The 16,694-nt window shown below is 47.5% G+C and carries 10 protein-coding genes and 1 pseudogene; 7 read left to right on the top strand and 4 right to left on the bottom strand.

The window, feature by feature from the left end:
• Positions 1 to 179: 179 nt before the first annotated feature.
• The 3 genes from QMG91_RS19695 to QMG91_RS19685 all read left to right on the top strand — a co-directional run bounded on the left by QMG91_RS19695 (position 180) and on the right by QMG91_RS19685 (position 5,071).
• Positions 180 to 3,296, top strand: coding sequence for a hypothetical protein (locus QMG91_RS19695; protein ID WP_281831607.1), 3,117 nt, complete (start codon positions 180 to 182; stop codon positions 3,294 to 3,296).
• 3 nt (positions 3,297 to 3,299) lie between these two features.
• Positions 3,300 to 4,577: a patatin-like phospholipase family protein gene (locus QMG91_RS19690; protein ID WP_281831606.1), complete on the top strand. Its 1,278-nt coding sequence runs from the start codon at positions 3,300 to 3,302 to the stop codon at positions 4,575 to 4,577.
• A 170-nt stretch (positions 4,578 to 4,747) separates the two neighbouring features.
• Complete coding sequence (locus tag QMG91_RS19685; RefSeq protein ID WP_022589892.1) at positions 4,748 to 5,071, top strand: hypothetical protein; 324 nt, start codon at positions 4,748 to 4,750, stop codon at positions 5,069 to 5,071.
• Positions 5,072 to 5,275: 204 nt separating this feature from the next.
• On the opposite strand, the gene QMG91_RS19680 is transcribed toward QMG91_RS19685, so the two are convergent.
• The 3 genes from QMG91_RS19680 to QMG91_RS19670 all read right to left on the bottom strand — a co-directional run bounded on the left by QMG91_RS19680 (position 5,276) and on the right by QMG91_RS19670 (position 9,156).
• On the bottom strand, positions 5,276 to 6,274 hold the full coding sequence (locus QMG91_RS19680) for an AraC family transcriptional regulator (RefSeq protein ID WP_281831603.1): 999 nt from the start codon (positions 6,272 to 6,274) through the stop codon (positions 5,276 to 5,278).
• Positions 6,261 to 7,637: an MATE family efflux transporter gene (locus tag QMG91_RS19675; RefSeq protein WP_022560746.1), complete on the bottom strand. Its 1,377-nt coding sequence runs from the start codon at positions 7,635 to 7,637 to the stop codon at positions 6,261 to 6,263. The genes QMG91_RS19680 and QMG91_RS19675 overlap by 14 nt, the downstream gene beginning before the upstream one ends.
• A gap of 226 nt (positions 7,638 to 7,863) precedes the next feature.
• Positions 7,864 to 9,156 carry a hypothetical protein gene (locus QMG91_RS19670; RefSeq protein WP_281831601.1) on the bottom strand — a complete coding sequence of 431 codons (1,293 nt, stop codon included), beginning with the start codon at positions 9,154 to 9,156 and terminating at the stop codon, positions 7,864 to 7,866.
• Positions 9,157 to 9,674: 518 nt separating this feature from the next.
• Here QMG91_RS19670 and yegD point away from each other — a divergent pair.
• The 4 genes and pseudogenes from yegD (at position 9,675) to QMG91_RS19650 (ending at position 15,568) form a co-directional block, all read left to right on the top strand.
• The gene (yegD, locus tag QMG91_RS19665; RefSeq protein WP_281831600.1) at positions 9,675 to 11,045 is read left to right on the top strand and encodes a molecular chaperone; all 1,371 of its coding nucleotides are present in this window, start codon (positions 9,675 to 9,677) and stop codon (positions 11,043 to 11,045) included.
• Between the two features lie 623 nt (positions 11,046 to 11,668).
• A pseudogene (locus QMG91_RS19660) lies at positions 11,669 to 13,027 on the top strand (S8 family peptidase); the annotation flags it as partial.
• Between the two features lie 15 nt (positions 13,028 to 13,042).
• The gene (locus QMG91_RS19655; protein ID WP_281832679.1) at positions 13,043 to 13,429 is read left to right on the top strand and encodes a PPC domain-containing protein; all 387 of its coding nucleotides are present in this window, start codon (positions 13,043 to 13,045) and stop codon (positions 13,427 to 13,429) included.
• A gap of 471 nt (positions 13,430 to 13,900) precedes the next feature.
• Positions 13,901 to 15,568: a PKD domain-containing protein gene (locus QMG91_RS19650; protein ID WP_225911834.1), complete on the top strand. Its 1,668-nt coding sequence runs from the start codon at positions 13,901 to 13,903 to the stop codon at positions 15,566 to 15,568.
• Positions 15,569 to 15,612: 44 nt separating this feature from the next.
• Here the strand turns inward: QMG91_RS19650 and QMG91_RS19645 are convergent, their stop codons facing one another.
• Positions 15,613 to 16,410, bottom strand: a complete 798-nt coding sequence (locus QMG91_RS19645; RefSeq protein WP_281831598.1) for an arylamine N-acetyltransferase family protein — start codon at positions 16,408 to 16,410, stop codon at positions 15,613 to 15,615.
• Positions 16,411 to 16,694 lie beyond the last annotated feature (284 nt).

The following is a 16,694-nucleotide window of genomic DNA, read 5'->3' as shown; positions in this document are numbered from 1 at the left end:
CCCGAGCAACTTGTATGAGTCGTCTTGCACTGCTCTTCCTCATCGAAACGAGTACGGAGACCCAATGCAAGTTGCTTAAGCCTGAACGTTTTTTGAAAAAACTCAGTGTTTGAATACACCTGACGTATGAAAAAACATTCTGTTTAAAGCGATTTGCATTTCTATTTCAGGAGAAATCAATGGAAACTTTATTCAGATTGGTGCTCAAACGTCCTGCAGTATCACAAAGTGAAGACGCTCCCAGCATTGAACTTTCCCAAGCCACTGCCTTTCAGGCGGAACTCGGTCAGGCAGAAGGTCAGAATTCCCCCCGCCCTGCACTGAAAGCCGCCGCACAGAAGTTCGTCCAGAGCCCGAATTTCGTTCAGACTCCCAAAACACACGATATTTATCGCCCCTGGCGCGCCCTTTCTGCCTCGCTGGATTCACTCGAACCCAACAAAGCCGTCACCAACGCCGAAGTGTCTGCCGCGATTAACGCTGCTTTCGGCTCTGCTCCAAATCAGGTGGTCGGACAGCCTCAGTACACCAAAGCGGTAGAACAACTCAAAGACAGCGTTCTTGCCATCAAATATTTGCCGCCTCAGCATTCCAAGCCTATTGAGGAAATGTCACAGATCCTGCGCGATCTGGAATTGATTGCGAAAACTAATGACGACAATAATTTTCCGGGAACAGGCGCAGCATTGCGGCGTTACCGTAAACGCTCACTGAAAATGCCAACCGAATCCCAGTTGAAATCTTCCCTCTCAACGGTGGAAGCGCAGCGAGAAAGAGAAAAGATGCGTCAGGAAGCGTTGGAGCGCAGACGCAAACAGGCAGAAGGTCGGCTGAGTCTCCACGGTAGGTTAAATAGCGCGATCAAAGAACTGACCGCTCTGGAAGGCAATGCGCTGGTGCAAACACCGCAAGACAACAAAAAAGGCTTTCTGGTGCCTTCTGAACTGCGCCCTTCCGCCACATTTGAGCGGCAAAGCAGCGTCATTAATGAATTTACTAAAGGTATCGTCGGGCGTTCTAAAATCATTGATGCCAATCTGAAAGAAGCCAAAATTGGTCAGTTTACGATTGATGTCGGCAGCGAAAGCAAATCACTCTCTTCCCTGCTTGAACAGGCACGTCACTTCAAAGCTGGGATTCAGGTTTTCAACCCAGTCGATTTAACCCGAATTGGTTTTCTGGCCACCAAAGAAGCCGGAGCGGATCTGACGGACAGCACGCGAAAAATTCTGACTGCCAGAAAGCTGGATATCACCCGACGTCCGATTGATGAAATCATTCAGGTTCTGGAAGAGGAAGTCGAATCTCTTGCTCATGAACTGGATGGCTTGCTGGGCAAACCCATGAAGAAGTCATTCAAGCGAATGGGCAGAGCATTGGTGATGACCAAAACCCCTATTTCAACTGCATGGAATAATATCGCGATTGGTACACTCAGCCCGTCACTCGCGCCATTATTGATTGATAACCGCGTACCGCGTTCACACGGCAGCATTGCACCTGCTGGTATTGCAGATCTTCTGGTCGTGAAGCAACAACTTAAAGGCTACGAAGGCACCGATGTCGCCCACATTGAAAATGTTCTGAAAGGTGAAAAGAAAGAGCGCGAGCACATTCGCCGCCGTGAAACAGAAGAACTGCTGTTTCAGGAAACGGAAATCACCACCACAGAAGAACGCTCTCTGGAATCCACCAGCCGCTTTGAAATGAGCCGTGAAACCAGCGAAACCATTCAACAGGATTCATCTTTGAAAGCGGGGTTGAGTGTGTCCGGTAAATACGGTCCAGTGGTGGAATTTTCTGCCAGCGCAGAGGGATCTATCTCGCGCAGCAAGCAGGAAGCAACCAAAACCGCGGCGAACTTTTCTCAGGATGTGACTCAGCGAAGCGCCAATAAAATCACGGAAAGAGTGCTGGAACGCTCTTCTCTCCGGGTCACCAACGAAGTAACAGAGCGTTCGGCGCATGGCATCGACAACACTGGCGGTGACGGACATATCTCTGGCGTTTACCAGTGGGTGAACAAAGTCTATCAGGCGCAGATGTACAACTATGGCATCCGCACCATGTACGACTTTATGGTGCCTGAACCGGGAGCATTTCTGATTGAGACCCTATCTGATGCTCACGCCAGTGCATTGCAGATCGAAAAGCCGATGGAGTTTCCCCTCAAACCCAGCCAGATTACCGAGCATAACTACCACACCTGGGTGCAGGAATACGGGGCAACTGATGTGTCGCCTCCGCCGGAAATTTACATCACCAAATCGCTGGATTTCAAAGCCGGAGGTGGCGACAGTGATACCCACTATAACCATTCCGGTACGATACAAATTGATGAAGGTTACAAAGCGATTCATGGCGTGATAGGAAATGTCGTCAATATCTGGGAAGACAACTTTGTGGTTGATGTGGTGATTGGAAACCGCTCTCATCGATTCGAAAATGGCGACTGGGTATGGAGCACCAGCCTGAGCAATGAAAGAGACAGTATTCCATTTGGGCTGCAAACATGGAAAGTCAGCGATATCGCAGCCATCGTGGAAGTGAAATGCCAGCGAACCGACCGCGCTTTGATGAAGTGGAAGCTAGACACACACGCAAAACTCACCAATGCCTACAAGGCTCGTTTGTCTGAGTATGAAGAGAAGCTGGCTGCCGCCGAGTTGCAGGCAGGCGTGGCGATAGAGGGCAAAAACCCGGCTCTGAATCTGGAGATCATGAAGGATGAGCTTAAAAAACACTGCATTAGCATCCTGACGGAGCAGCACTTTGATCTGTTCAATGCCATCGATACCGGAGCTGAAGGCTTCCCACAAATTGACCTGTTTGAAAATGAAGCAGAAGGACCTTATGTACGTTTCTTCGAGCAAGCCTTTGAGTGGGAGCACGTAACATGGGTGACTTACCCTTACTTCTGGGGCAGAAAACCCCTATGGGATGAACGCATTGCCTATGAGGATACCGATCCACTGTTCAATCAGTTCCTCAAAGCCGGCTATTGCCGCGTGTCAGTCCCAATTCGACTGGGTTTTGAAGGTGCCGTTGACCACTTTATATCCTTTGGCGAGCTTTGGGATGGCGGACCGCTTCCCGCTATATCAAGCGATCTGTATCTGCCGATTGCCGATGAAATTGCCGAACGTCTGGACAGACCGGGAGAAGAAGAACCGCAAGGTGACCCTTGGGATGTGCGCATTCCGACCACCTTGGTGCACCTCAGAGCCGACGACAAGTTACCGAAATGGAAACAGAATGAGGACGGAGAATGGGTTGAAGATCTGGACGGAGCGTAAGCCATGGCTCGAATCTCTAACCCGACCGATGTCCACTATCTCGCGCTCGAAGGCGGCGGGGGCAAAGGGGTTACCTACCTTGGGGCAATACGCGCTTTAGAGCGGCTTGGGGTATTACCCATTAACATCGACACTCCGGGTCAAAACCAGATCCGGGGCATCAGTGGTGCTTCCGCAGGTGCGATTACGGCGATGTTTCTGGCGATGGGATACAACTCAACACAGTTGCAGCAAGTGTTGAGTAATTCCAGTACCTTTACTGGCTTCTTTGACGGACCCAGTACAGGTTTGTCGCGTTCGGTAGACAGTAACAACCGCCCCGCTTTGCATACCAGCGCCCCCAATGGGGTGCGACCGATTGATCACATTCGCCAGCAAACCCGAAGCATTCGGGGTATTTCTACCCTTGCCGGCGCATTGGGTTCTCTGGCGCGCAATGGAGCATTCGGTTCCACATCAGACCCGATTGTTCAACGGCTGATCGCTCACCCAGAGCAGTACCTGTTCAACATTCTGTTTGATAGGGGCATGTTCCCCGGTACCAATGCCAGAAACTTTCTGCAAAATGCCGTCTATGGCAGGTTATGGGATCGTCTGGTCAGGAGCCGTCTCGCACCCGGTCAGCCCATTCCCATCATGGCAGTGAATGGATCAGAACTGAATTTCACGGAGTTCTTTAATCTGACGGGGGTGGACTTGGTGATCACGGGTTCAAACCTGACTAAGCACAAACCGGCGGTATTTTCTAAACGGCATACCCCACATTTCCCTGTGGCTGAAGCAGTGGGCATTTCGATGAACCTGCCTATCCTGTTCAAGCCTGTCCATGTGGAAGCCAATGTGCCTACGGGGCAATACAACCGCAGAGCCGATGATTACCATGGTTTGTGGATGGATGGTGGCGTGCTAAACAACTTCCCGTTGCATGCGTTTGATTTCCTTTCGCCACAAGTGTCGCCCCAATACCCTAACCTTCGTCCGCTGAACCCGAACGTACTTGGGTTAAGGCTGACGGATGGTCACCCGACACCTCAACGAGCATCGCCACCGCAACAAGGCACGTTTGATGTGCTGTTGAGCCATCTGGGAGATGTATTAGGGACGGTGCTGTACCCGTCTGAAGAGGGGCAAATTCGCAACTCAGATGAAAGGGATCAGTCGATTGACCTGTATACCTATGATCTGGCAACAACGGAGTTTGCGCCCCCAGCCAGTAAGAGTGCGACTCCCATCGCCGAGGCAGAACGGTCAGTGGACAGGTATTTCGCCGCCTCCCCTTAGCGAGGTTTCAATACAATCAACCGCTCAGTTCGTTTATCGTTCTGAGCGGTTTTATTTTGCTCTGCAAGCACCGAAATAAATACATTGAGGCTGCCAGTTCTTACACTGGCTTACGTAATTTCCACAATTCGAGTGTTAGCATCTCCGCATGACTATTTGGGATAAAACACATGAATAAACTACTGATCACATTGATAACGATTTTGGTTATCTCCGGTTGTTCAAACTTGGGAGATCGTTATAGATACCGTCATGCTGTCGTAGGTGAAACCAGCTCAGAAGCTCTGATCAAAGAATACGGTCATGCGACGACTTTGATTGACCAAGAAAACGGTAAAATTTCATACATTTATGACAAAGGCGAATACATGTACGCGTTCACCTTTGTCGATAATGTACTCATCTCCAAAGAGAAGGGTGAAGAAGTGAATGGTGAATACATTTTTACCGAATTGACGGACATTGAATTCGGTGCCGATGGCGAATTCAACTGACCAACCTGAACTCGGGATAAGAGGTTAGCTAGTTCGTTCAAATAACTAAAAACTTTCTACCGAGACATTCTAATGAGAAATTTTTACTTAAGACAAGACGAAACCACGAACCAATAACGGGTTATTGGGAGAGGGTTCAACGCAGTATTAAGTGAAAAGAGCCATTAGAAAGCAAGTTGTTATCCCGAGTTCAGGTTAACAAATTTAACCGCTCAGTTCGTTCATCGTTCTGAGCGGCTTCATCTTGATCCACACTTCCATATCTATCCATTCCGGCTTACCGTTATCATCAAATCGCGTGGGGATCGGTTTGTCATAACGTTCAATCAGAGGTGCGGTATCTGGCTCGTAACCACTGTAAGGCAACCATTTTGCATACAGGCTTAGCTGAAATTTTGCGGCATCATCTGGCTTACCCTGATAACGAAACGCCGCATACCGACCCGCTTCCAGTTTCCCGAGTTCAAAAGGTTCTTTGATTTTGCTTTTCTGCTCCGACGTGATGAAAAGAGCAGCGTCGTAGCGGCACTTTTCTCTGGGAGTAAAAAGCAGATTATCGCGACACATAGCCAAGCGAACCTGCTCCATCGGACCTATTTCGTTTTTGATTCCCCATTCAATCAGATTTTTCCAGCATTTAAAGATGCTGGGTAGCAGATAACCGCGTTTCGACCTGAGCAAACAAAGCTCTTTTTCTTCGGTTTCGAAGATTCGTTCTGGCGTGATGGCTTCGCTTGGCTCGCAGACATCCGCTTCACGACGCAGCGAATGAAGATGCTGTAACACCGACGTATCAATGGGTTGCTTTAACTCAGTTTCTATATCTTTTGCTTTGCTCGACTTTCCACTTCGCACACCATAAGGCGTAATGCCAAAACGCTCTTTAAACGCACGGGAAAAGTTTGCGCTACTTGAAAAACCGTGGCTCAAGGCGACCTCGGTAATCGACTCCGAGCGAGCAAAAAGCAGCCTGTTGGCTGCTTTTTCTAACCGTAACCGATTGCTGTACTGGGTCAGGCTTTCACCAATGATTGCACTGAATATCCGTTGAAAGTGGAACTTTGAAAAATGACTCAACTCCGCCGCCTCCTCTAGTGTGAGCGGCTTTTCAACATGAGCGTGAATATGCGACAAAACGGGTTCAAGCCTTTCCTTGTAAACCTGCCAGCTTTCTGCTGACACCGATTCCTTACTTAACGTCAACGTAACTCAACTCCGGTGAAGACAAATTGCGGTATTCCTTAAAGCAGAATAGGAAAGTGATGACCGCAGAAAAAACATCGGCTGCCACAATTGCCATGAAAATACCGTTCATACCAAAGTAATGAGGAAGGATCAGCAACAGCGGCGACATAATCAATACCACGCGCAGCAAGCTGTACAGCATCGCCAGTTTTGCGTTGCCTTTTGCCTGATAAAACCCAGTTGCCAGCATGTTAATCCCAGCCAGTGGCAATCCCCATATGGTGGCAAAAATAATAACCTTACCGTAATCAATAAGCACACTTTCTGTTGTGAATATTCCAAGTAACCATTCGGGTATGACAAGCAAAGCCACCGTCACCAGGCTTGAATACACCACCATTGCGGTAAGTGAAACTTTGATGCTTTCCTGAACCCGCTCGAATGCACTCGCACCTAAATTAAATCCACATATGGTCTGGAAGGAGATCAGCATGGCGATCATTGGCAGGATGATGAAGATAGAAAGTCGACCAAGAATACCGTAGGCGCTGATCCATTCTTCTGTCGCCATGAAGGTAAACTGGTAGTTCACCAATCCAGTCTGAATTGCCATTCCCATCTGCGCGATCAGTACCGGGATCCCAAGTGCCAGAATCGAACCCCAGAACTTAAGATGTAACCCGAACGAGAACCGCACCAAGGTGCCGCCTCTGAGATATAAGCTTACGGCGATAGTCAGTGACACGAGCTGAGCAATGATGGTGGCCCACGCAGCACCCGAAACTCCCCAACCCAGAAGAACAATGAAGATGTAATCCAGAATAATGTTGAGAACGGACGAAGTGAGCATCAACAGCATCATGATCTTGGCTTTGCCTTCTGCCCGGAATACGTCCCCGATCACCGGAAGCAAAACTGCGATTGCGCCCCCTACAATGATAGGCTGAGCGTAATCATAAGCCAGTGGATAGAAAACCGGAGGCACCGCTAAGAATTCCAGGACTGAATCCAGTTGCCACATTCCGACCACAAAGAACAGTATGCTGAACACCGAAACCAAAAGGACTGAGTTTCCGGCAATCTGACCGGCTTCTGGCAGCTTCTTCTCGCCAATCAGCCGAGTGAGAATTGCAGCAGTACCGGATGCCACCATGGCACCAATCGAAGAGATCAGCATTTGAGCCGGGAAGACCATAGAGACGGCACCAATCGCATCGGCACCAACCCAACGGGCAATGAAGATTCCATCAACCACTCCATATAAACCAATCACCAGCATACCGATACAAATCGGAACTGCTGTCTGCATAAAGAGTGTAAAGACGGGCGTGTTTGCCAATCTTTTCGTGGATTCGTCTTCTGCGAATTTCGTTTCTGACATGAGTTATCGTTTTCCTTTTGATTTAGCCTGACCGACAGTTTACGAATAATGCTGAGATAAGAATTTTCAATTCTTGCGAACTTAGCGCAACTGATTTTACAAGTTAAGTTTGCCCTTGCTCGCTCGGGGGGAGGATATCTGAAAGTGATCTCAAAAAGAAAAGCCCGGTTGCACAACAACCGGGCTTAAATGCACGTACTCTAACAGATTGTATTTGAAGATTTATTTAACCAAATACAATTGGGATGTTCTTTTTCTCAGTAAGAGTGATGACCTGACTTGCAGTCACAATGTGAAGCTTGCGAACGCTAGGGTTAGAGTAATCAATGATGACCGATTTTGTCTCTGGCAGAACATTGCGAAGTTCTGTTGTGACGATATTTGCTCGATCAGCGCCCGCTACTTCAGCCTGATTCAAGGAACCAGAGTCGTTCGAACCCAAAGTCACAATGGTCTTTGATCCATTGCCAGTGATGCTCGCAACCACCTCTGTCAGCGAGTGGCTACCAAAAGTCACATTCACTTGCTGGTCAGCTACCTTTGCGACCCACTCTGTATTTCTCAGGTCTGCCACTCTGGCTTCTTTTACCAAACGTTTGAACTTGATGTTGTCTTCCGAAGAATCTGAAGACAGGGTCAGAGTATTGCCATCGTATTGGAAACGATTTTTGGTTCTCAGTTCGTCAGACCATCTCAGATGGATACGGTGAGACCAATGTAAGTTGCCAAAGTTTACGGAACCCTGAGTAAAGTCGTAGCCTGACTGACGAGCGTAATCAAAATTGAACTGAGTACCTTTGTTCCCCTTCTCCAACGTTCCGTTGGTGATGTGAAAAGGACGACCTGCACTGGTCTCCATCGCCAGACCAGAGTCAGTATTGTCGGTTTCAAATATACGAAGAGCATATTTGTGAGCCACATAATATGACCAGTCTTTTGGTGTGTGCTGAAGCTGCTCCAAAATTGGCTCAACGGAATTGGCATTTTCAACCACAAACTCAGGTCCCGGATTTTCTGGGACCCAGTAAGAGTCGAACACCGACTGACGAACATTTTGCACTTCTATGGATTCTGTCGCATCACGAAATGCCAGTGTTTTTCCCGTAGAGCTGGAAGAAAGGTGCATTTCAGTGGTCATCAGTCTGAACGAGTTGATGTTGTCTGCTGTTACTAACGCTCTTAGATCATCAAATTCTGCGGTTGAACAACGTTGAGTGTAACCAAAATCTTTAACGGTCACGTTCATGTCACCGCCAAAGGTACTTTGCGGATCGCTGAGATTAAGGACTCCAGACACGTGCCCACAGGTATGGTCGATATCAAACGCAATCGAGCCATCCGCCGACTGCTCCGCAAATGTCATGAGCATTTTTTGGTTTAGTTTATTGTCTGCGAATTCCATATAGGACATAACGCGACCTTCGAGGGATTCCGTGAAAGACGGGGACGATGTTTGGGCAATCGATGACGCAGAAGACAATGTAAGTGCAACTGCCAATGAAACTTTAGAGATTTTCATTGTTTTTCCTTCATTATTTTTATGGTCTGCCTGTATTTCTGAGGTCATTTCAACCTCAAATACGAGCGAATAAAGAAACGCTCTGCGTTTGTAAAAAGTAAACTCGATAAGAATTCATTCAGCATGACGCAGAAAAACGCGTAACTTCGCGAAAGTATTGATTAGTAAAGCCTTAACTCTTTGGTTAAATACGTTTTTGATAAAACTAACAATACGGAGGGGAAACTATAAATTTCGAAAATCTGCGTCAATGGGAATGTTCCCTTTTATTGATCTTTTCCTCACTTTTAAATAATTCTCATTCAGGCTGAAAGTTTTTTTAACATCTTGTTTTACAAGAAGATCACATTTTCCATACATTAAAGTATGACCACCTGTATTTTTTGAGACGCACTATTTCGCACACCAAGAGGCGGGGCTTACTCACATTTTGTCATTTTGATGCATATACCAGTTTCTATGGCATTCATTTTGCTGTAGGATCGCCGACCTTTTTTCACTCAAATACGGGAGGTTACATGTTCATCGGTTTTGATTATGGAACAGCAAATTGCTCAGTCGCATCTATGGTGCAAGGTGAGTCGAAAGAAGGGAAAACGCCCTCGCTCATCCCGTTAGAAAAAGACAGCCACTTTATTCCTTCCACACTCTGTGCCCCGACTCGTGAGGCGGTATCGGAAGCCCTGTTCCGTCATCATGGTATATCTCCGAGTGATGAAGCTGGGGAAAAGGCATTAAGGCGAGCCATTGCTTTTAACCGCGAAGAAGGCATCGAATTACAGCCAGAAGATATGCTTTTCGGGCAAGCGGCACTGGATCTCTACCTGGAAGATCCACGTGAAGTGTATTACGTGAAGTCGCCCAAATCGTTCCTTGGTGCCAGCGGATTGCACGAAATGCAGATTCGGTTTTTCGAAGATCTGGTGTGCGCCATGATGGTTAACATCAAAAACAACGCAGAGTCGCACCTTGATAAGATCATTACGGATGCCGTGATTGGTCGCCCAATTAACTTTCATGGGCGCGGTGGAGAAGAATCTAACCGACAGGCAGAAGGCATTTTAAGAAGAGCGGCAACCCGAGCCGGGTTTAACAACATCGAATTTCAGTTTGAGCCTGTCGCGGCGGGGCTGGACTACGAAAGCACATTAAACGAAAACAAAACCGTGCTTGTCGTGGATATTGGTGGTGGTACAACCGACTGCTCACTCATCGAAATGGGACCAGACTGGGCACGTAAAACCGATCGCAGTGATAGCTTGCTGGCTCACAGTGGTCAGCGTGTTGGAGGAAACGACTTCGATATTTATCTGGCATTTAAACAGCTTATGCCTGCGTTTGGCAGAGGCAGCAAAACCAAAGCAGGAATCGATATTCCCTTGAACCAGTTCTGGAATCCGGTTGCCATTAACAATGTGGAAGCTCAGAAAGATTTCTATGGTCGAGAGAACCACAAAGTGCTTCGTCAGCTAAGAAAGGAAACACTGGAGCCTGAAAAACTCGACCGACTTTTACAGGTTTATCAGGAAACCCTGGGCTACAGTATTATTCGTCAGGCAGAGCAGGCTAAGATTGCGCTCTCTGACAATACCGTTCATCAGGCGCAATTAAACCTGATTTCAGAGATGCTGGACGTTGAGGTCACTCAGAGCCAAATGGCAGAAGCGGTCACGACCCCGCGAGAGAAAATGATCGATCTGGTGGCAGAGGCATTGAAACTGGGTGGTAAAAAACCTGACGCGATTTATCTGACCGGAGGAAGCGCGCGTTCACCGATGTTGCGCAGCGCAATAGAGACTCAATTGCCTAACGTCCCTATCGTCAGTGGCAGCTACTTCGGCTCGGTCACGGCAGGGCTAACCCACTGGGCAGATACCTGTTTCAGTTAGTGTGACTTTGCGTTAAGTCTCTACCTGTCTTATTTTAAAACAAGTGCACTTATTGAACAGATAAGTGCATCCCCTTCCCCCCATCCGTACAAAAAAACAGACAAAATGTGATTTTAGTTATTTTGTAAACAGCCAGAATTCCATCCAGCAAAACGAATATATCTAGAGACTTTGACCTTTAATTCTCATTTGAATAGCTTTTCTCAAAATAAATCAATCCTAAATCAATCAAGCAAGAAATTAAGTATCAAACAAATTCCATTAATTACTAAAAGATAGATTTCATCGCTATACATGCCGTTTTATATTGATGATTCCATATATTCACTTCCATTCTATAAACCCCATTTTTTATACCTTAGTGTTTTTAGCGAAATTTAGAACGGGAACGGAGATCCCGATTTGTGTTCGATTTGGTTGGTGATGGATTACATAACCGAATCATTCGCAGCTCGCTAAATTCAATCCGATTCATGTGCACATTCCAGTATGTAAGGTGGGGAGACAGGTAAACCTCCTGCATACGTGCACAGAGAAGAAGGTTGATGGCGAGTCGCTATTTGTCACGGAGATAAGAAGTGAAACTAACAAACTTCAAACACACAGCAGTGGTAACGGCGCTTATGCTAGCGGGAGTATCCGCATCTAGCGCTTTTGCGGCAGATTCGTCTGCGGCTCTTGTTCAGGCTCAGAACTCAGTGCAGGCACTGTCCCGAGCGTTGGAAACGATCCCTAGCGATAACGTACAGCTTATCGTTAAGTACAAGGCGTCTGCGACTGCGAAAAGCGGCTTCATGGCGTCAATCGTTAAAGCTCAGCAGTCTGATAACATTCGTAGCTTGTCTAATGATCTGACGAATGAATTAGGTAACGAAATCAGCTACAAACGCGCCATGCTTCTGGACGATCACCACGTTGTGAAAGTGGGCGGTGCGACCAACGCATACGACTTAGAAAACATCATTCAGAAGCTAAAAGCCGATCCGAACGTAGAAAGCGTGGAACTGGATGGCTGGGCAGTACCTTTCTACACACCAGCGGATCCACAGTATTCAAGCCAGTGGCACTACAGCAACAACACAACAGGTATTCGCGCACCTCAGGCGTGGAACAAAGCGACTGGTCAGGGCGTCACAGTCAGTGTTGTTGATACAGGTTTCACTAATCACCCAGACCTGACTCCAAGTCTGGTTTCTCATTACGATTTCATCACCAATGCCTGGACATCGCGTGATGGCGACGGTCGTGATTCTAACGGTATTGATGCTGGTGACCGCTCAGCGTATGGCGAATGTGGTCGCGACAAGTATGGCAACCCTATTCCAGCTCGTAATTCCACCTGGCACGGTACACACGTACTGGGTACAGTCGGCGCGGTTGAAGGTAATGGTCAGTACGGTGTCGGTGTTGCGTTTGATGCAACCCTGACCTCTGCACGTGTACTTGGTCGTTGTGGTGGTTCTTTATCGGATATTGCAGACGGTATCATGTGGGCAGCAGGCGCGGGTAACGTGTATAACAGCAATCCAGCACAAGTCATCAACCTCAGCCTTGGTGGTTCTGGCGCCTGTGGTTATACCTATCAAAACGCCATTAATGCGGCACGTAATAAAGGTGCTGTGGTTGTTATCGCGGCAGGTAACGACAGAGTCAACACTGCGAACGTAAGACCTGCAAACTGTCAGGGCGTTATTACAGTAGGGGCATCTGACCAAAGCGGTAATCAGGCAAACTTCAGTAACTTCGGTTCTGAAGTAGACATCATGGCACCGGGCGTAAGTATCCTGTCTACTGTAGATTCAGGTACAGCAACGCCTTAGGGTCCTTCTTCTACCCGTATGAGCGGCACCTCGATGGCAACGCCACACGTGGCAGGTGTTGCAGCTCTGGTGAAACAAGCATTCCCGGCAGCAACTCCGGATCAGGTGGAAAGCATCATCAAAGATTCTGCTCGCCCATTCCCAGGCTCGTGCAGCAATGGCGGTTGTGGCGCAGGTATGCTAGACGCCAATGCAGCGGTTGATCGCGCAATTCAGCTTACAGGTGGTGGCACACCAGACCCGGATCCAAACCCAAATCAAGGTGGCACCGCTTCCGCTAAGAACCTTTCAGGGGCTCAAGGCAGCTGGGATCACTACAACATCGACATTCCAGCAGGAATGAGCAAACTGGTTGTCAGCATTGCTGGTGGCACAGGTGACGCCGACCTTTATGTGAAGTTTGGCAGCCAGCCGTCTACTTACGACAACGACTGTGCTCCTTGGATCAACGGTAATGCAGAATCATGCGTTATCAACAATCCAAGCGCTGGTAAGTGGCACATGAGCCTGAATGGCTATCAGGCATACTCAAACGTCGATTTGACAGTTACGTGGACTCCATAACTTCAATGGAACCTCAATCCATTTTGCCCGGCTGACGCGCCGGGCTTTTTTGTATCTGGAACAAGCACCTAGCGTGTTAAAAGCGAGTATTTGTTCAAATTGGAACATTGTCACTAAAAGAAAAACTGAGAGATTTATTAGTTTCATTTAATCCGAACTGCTCTCATAACTTCATAAAATGCATTGATTTTTTGGCAAAAAAATAAAGCGGATTCAGTGTGTTCGGCTAAGTTTTTATTGCTTGAAAAGAAAGGGGAGTTCTCCTGTTCGCACAAACAGGGTGATTATCTTGAGAGCAAACATTCGATTATTCATAGAAGTTAGGCGCTTAAGCTGAGCAGATACGTTTAATCGGGTAACACAACCTGCTCAATTTCAATAGCTTGTCCTTGCCGTCACGTCCTTCAGGCAGGGTTTGGGGTTCCAGGTAAAAGTTGAAATCAACAGATGCATAAAAATGGAATTAAAAAAATGAACCGCAACATCAAACAACTTAATAAGAAAAAAAACCACCTCATGGTGATCAGCGCGTTGGCAATGGGAGTGGCAACAGCCACGTCAGCATTTGCAGCCCATGACCAGATCCCAGATGTACTGCCAACTATTTCTGAAGAAGTCAGCGCACAGCTTTCTTTAACAGCAAGCAGTGCTCTGGAAGAAAGTGCTAACCTGCTTTATTCACCAGGCGCAAGCTTCATTAAAGTTCACTTCTCTCAGTTTCAGGTGCCGGAAGGCATGGCAGTAGAAGTCTCGTCCCCAGACAGAGATGAAGTACTGCACTACGGACCGGGTTTGAACACAGCGAAAACCTACGATTCTGCTGCGGGAGATGACGGCGTAAACAGCTTCTCTGCGATGTCGATTCAAGGCGACACTGTGCATGTAAAAGTCATCGGTGAAGCTAAGGATCCAAATGCGGTGCTTAATGTGGTCATCGATCAGTACCAGAAAGGTAAAACGCAAGCCGAGATCGATTCGATAATCAACATGAATCCAGACGGCACAGAGTCTATCTGCGGTACCGATCAGAAGAAAGCCGCGGTGTGCTACAAAGATTCTCACCCAACAGAATTTGCCCATTCAAAGCCAGTTGCAAGACTGTTGATTGGCGGTCGCAGTTTGTGTACAGCGTGGCGTGTCGGTCCTGACAACCTGATGATGACCAACAACCACTGTGTGGAATCTGCCGCTGAAGCAGCGTCTACAGAAGTCTGGTTCAACTACCAGCAGGCATCCTGTGGTGGAGCGAGCGCAACCACAGTTAAAGTTCAGGCGAACAAGCTACTGTCTACCGACTACACGCTGGACTACACCCTGTTTAACGTGAAGAACTTCTCTCAGATTTCTAAGTTTGGTTACCTTGGTTTAGACCCTCGTATTCCTAAGCTTTCTGAGCGTATCTACATTCCTCAACATCCCGGTGGCCGTAAGAAAGAACTGGGGATAGAGACTGACAGAGGTCTATGTCAGGTCGATCGCCCTGTAACAAATGGTCGCGGTACTAATACGGATGCTGGCTACCTGTGTGATACCGAGGGCGGTTCCTCCGGTTCACCTGTGTTGGCGGCAGCCAGCAACAACGTAATTGCACTTCACCACCTTGGTGGTTGCTACAACAAAGGTGCACACATCAGCAAGATCTGGCCAAAAGTGTCGTCTCACTTCCCGGGCGGTGTACCTAACAGTAAAGTGGACTTGATTGATATTAACCAACCACCTGTTGCTGATTTCACTTATACCTGTAACGAGCTTGCCTGTACCTTTGATGCGTCTAAGTCTTATGACAACGACGGAAGCATCGTTCAATACGCCTGGAGCTACGGTAACGGCAGCACTGGTAAGGGCGTGAAAGGCGTTCAAAACTACGTCGCGAACGGCACTTACACAGTCAAACTGACCGTCACCGACAATGGTGGTAAATCGGCTTCTTATAGCCAGAAAGTTTCAGTCAAGAAAGGCTCAAACGGTGGAACTTGTCCGGGGCTTGCAACCTGGGATGCAGGTACTGTGTATCTGACTGGCGATACTGTTCAGCACAATGGTGTAAAGTACCAAGCCGAATGGTGGACTCAAGGTGCAGATCCAGAGAAAAACTCTGGACCTTGGGACGTATGGAAAGATCTGGGCGCTTGTAACTAGCCCCCTAGCAACCTCAACAAAACCGGAGCATTAGCTCCGGTCTTTTAGTCCTGATTAAACCAGCTTTCCACATCGAAACCAGTCGGTAACACCACGTCAAAATGCTTTTTAAGCAGGGTATGGTATTCCTGTACAGAGTTGACGGGTTGTTCAAACTTCTTACCTTGTCTGGTTGTTACCAGCTTACGTCCTGTCAGGGTTAACCGACCATCAGGCGTAGCGATTGAGCAACTGGTTCTCTGTGTGAAAATGGCTTTGGGAGACGTCTGCTGATAATCACACATCTCAGTAAAATCACTTAACATTCGTTCCCTCAAAGTGAACTGATATTGAGGTTGCCAGGTTTGCTTGTCTTCGCTGCGCATCAGGAAAAGTTGCCCGTCTTTATCTTCGACTTTGTAAGAAGAATAGGCGTCATGATGGACAGTGCCATCTATCGAAATTGGCACCAGAAAGCTGTCTCCTACCCCAACATCAGCCAAAAGCTGTTTACCCTCGATCTCGACCAGTGGCATTAGGTGATCAAACTCCGGTCCATAATCTTCAGAACCAAGGACTCTTGCCGAAAGCAATTGAACCTTGAACCCCATTGAGAGCAACAACAGATAAAAACCGTAGTTGAGCTCGTAGCAAAATCCGCCCCGCTTTTCCTCCAGCAGTTTGTGAAGGATCTTCGGTTCTGAAAGACTGATTTTTCTGCCAAAAGTAATATCCAGATTTTCAAATGGCAAATGATATAAATGGGCAAGATGAAGCTGTGCTAACAACTCACGCGGGTCTTTTGGTATTTCGGTTATGTTTAATCTTTTCAGGTACAGTGCTTTTTGGTTATCCGTTAACATGGTTTTCCTGTTTGCTTTTAGCTTCTTGACGTTACTTGGTTATGGTTGAAACTGCACTCTAAAACCTCAACTTAGGTCGAGGTCAACACTTATTGCAGTTTATATCAAACTCCCCCATTGCAATCTGGTCTCATCTCGCTTAATTTAAAAAACATGAACTTAATGACTGCGTTTATCAATCAAGAGTGTTGTTGCTGTAAATCCTGCATTTACGGCTGCATTCGAGTACCTGACGCATAGTTAACCAAGATATCAATATCACTCGATTACCAAGGCCGTAGATG

The organism is Vibrio nigripulchritudo, from assembly GCF_027924785.1.
In the GTDB taxonomy this organism is placed as follows: Bacteria; Pseudomonadota; Gammaproteobacteria; order Enterobacterales; family Vibrionaceae; genus Vibrio; species Vibrio nigripulchritudo.
This window is presented reverse-complemented; position numbering and strand designations above follow the sequence as displayed.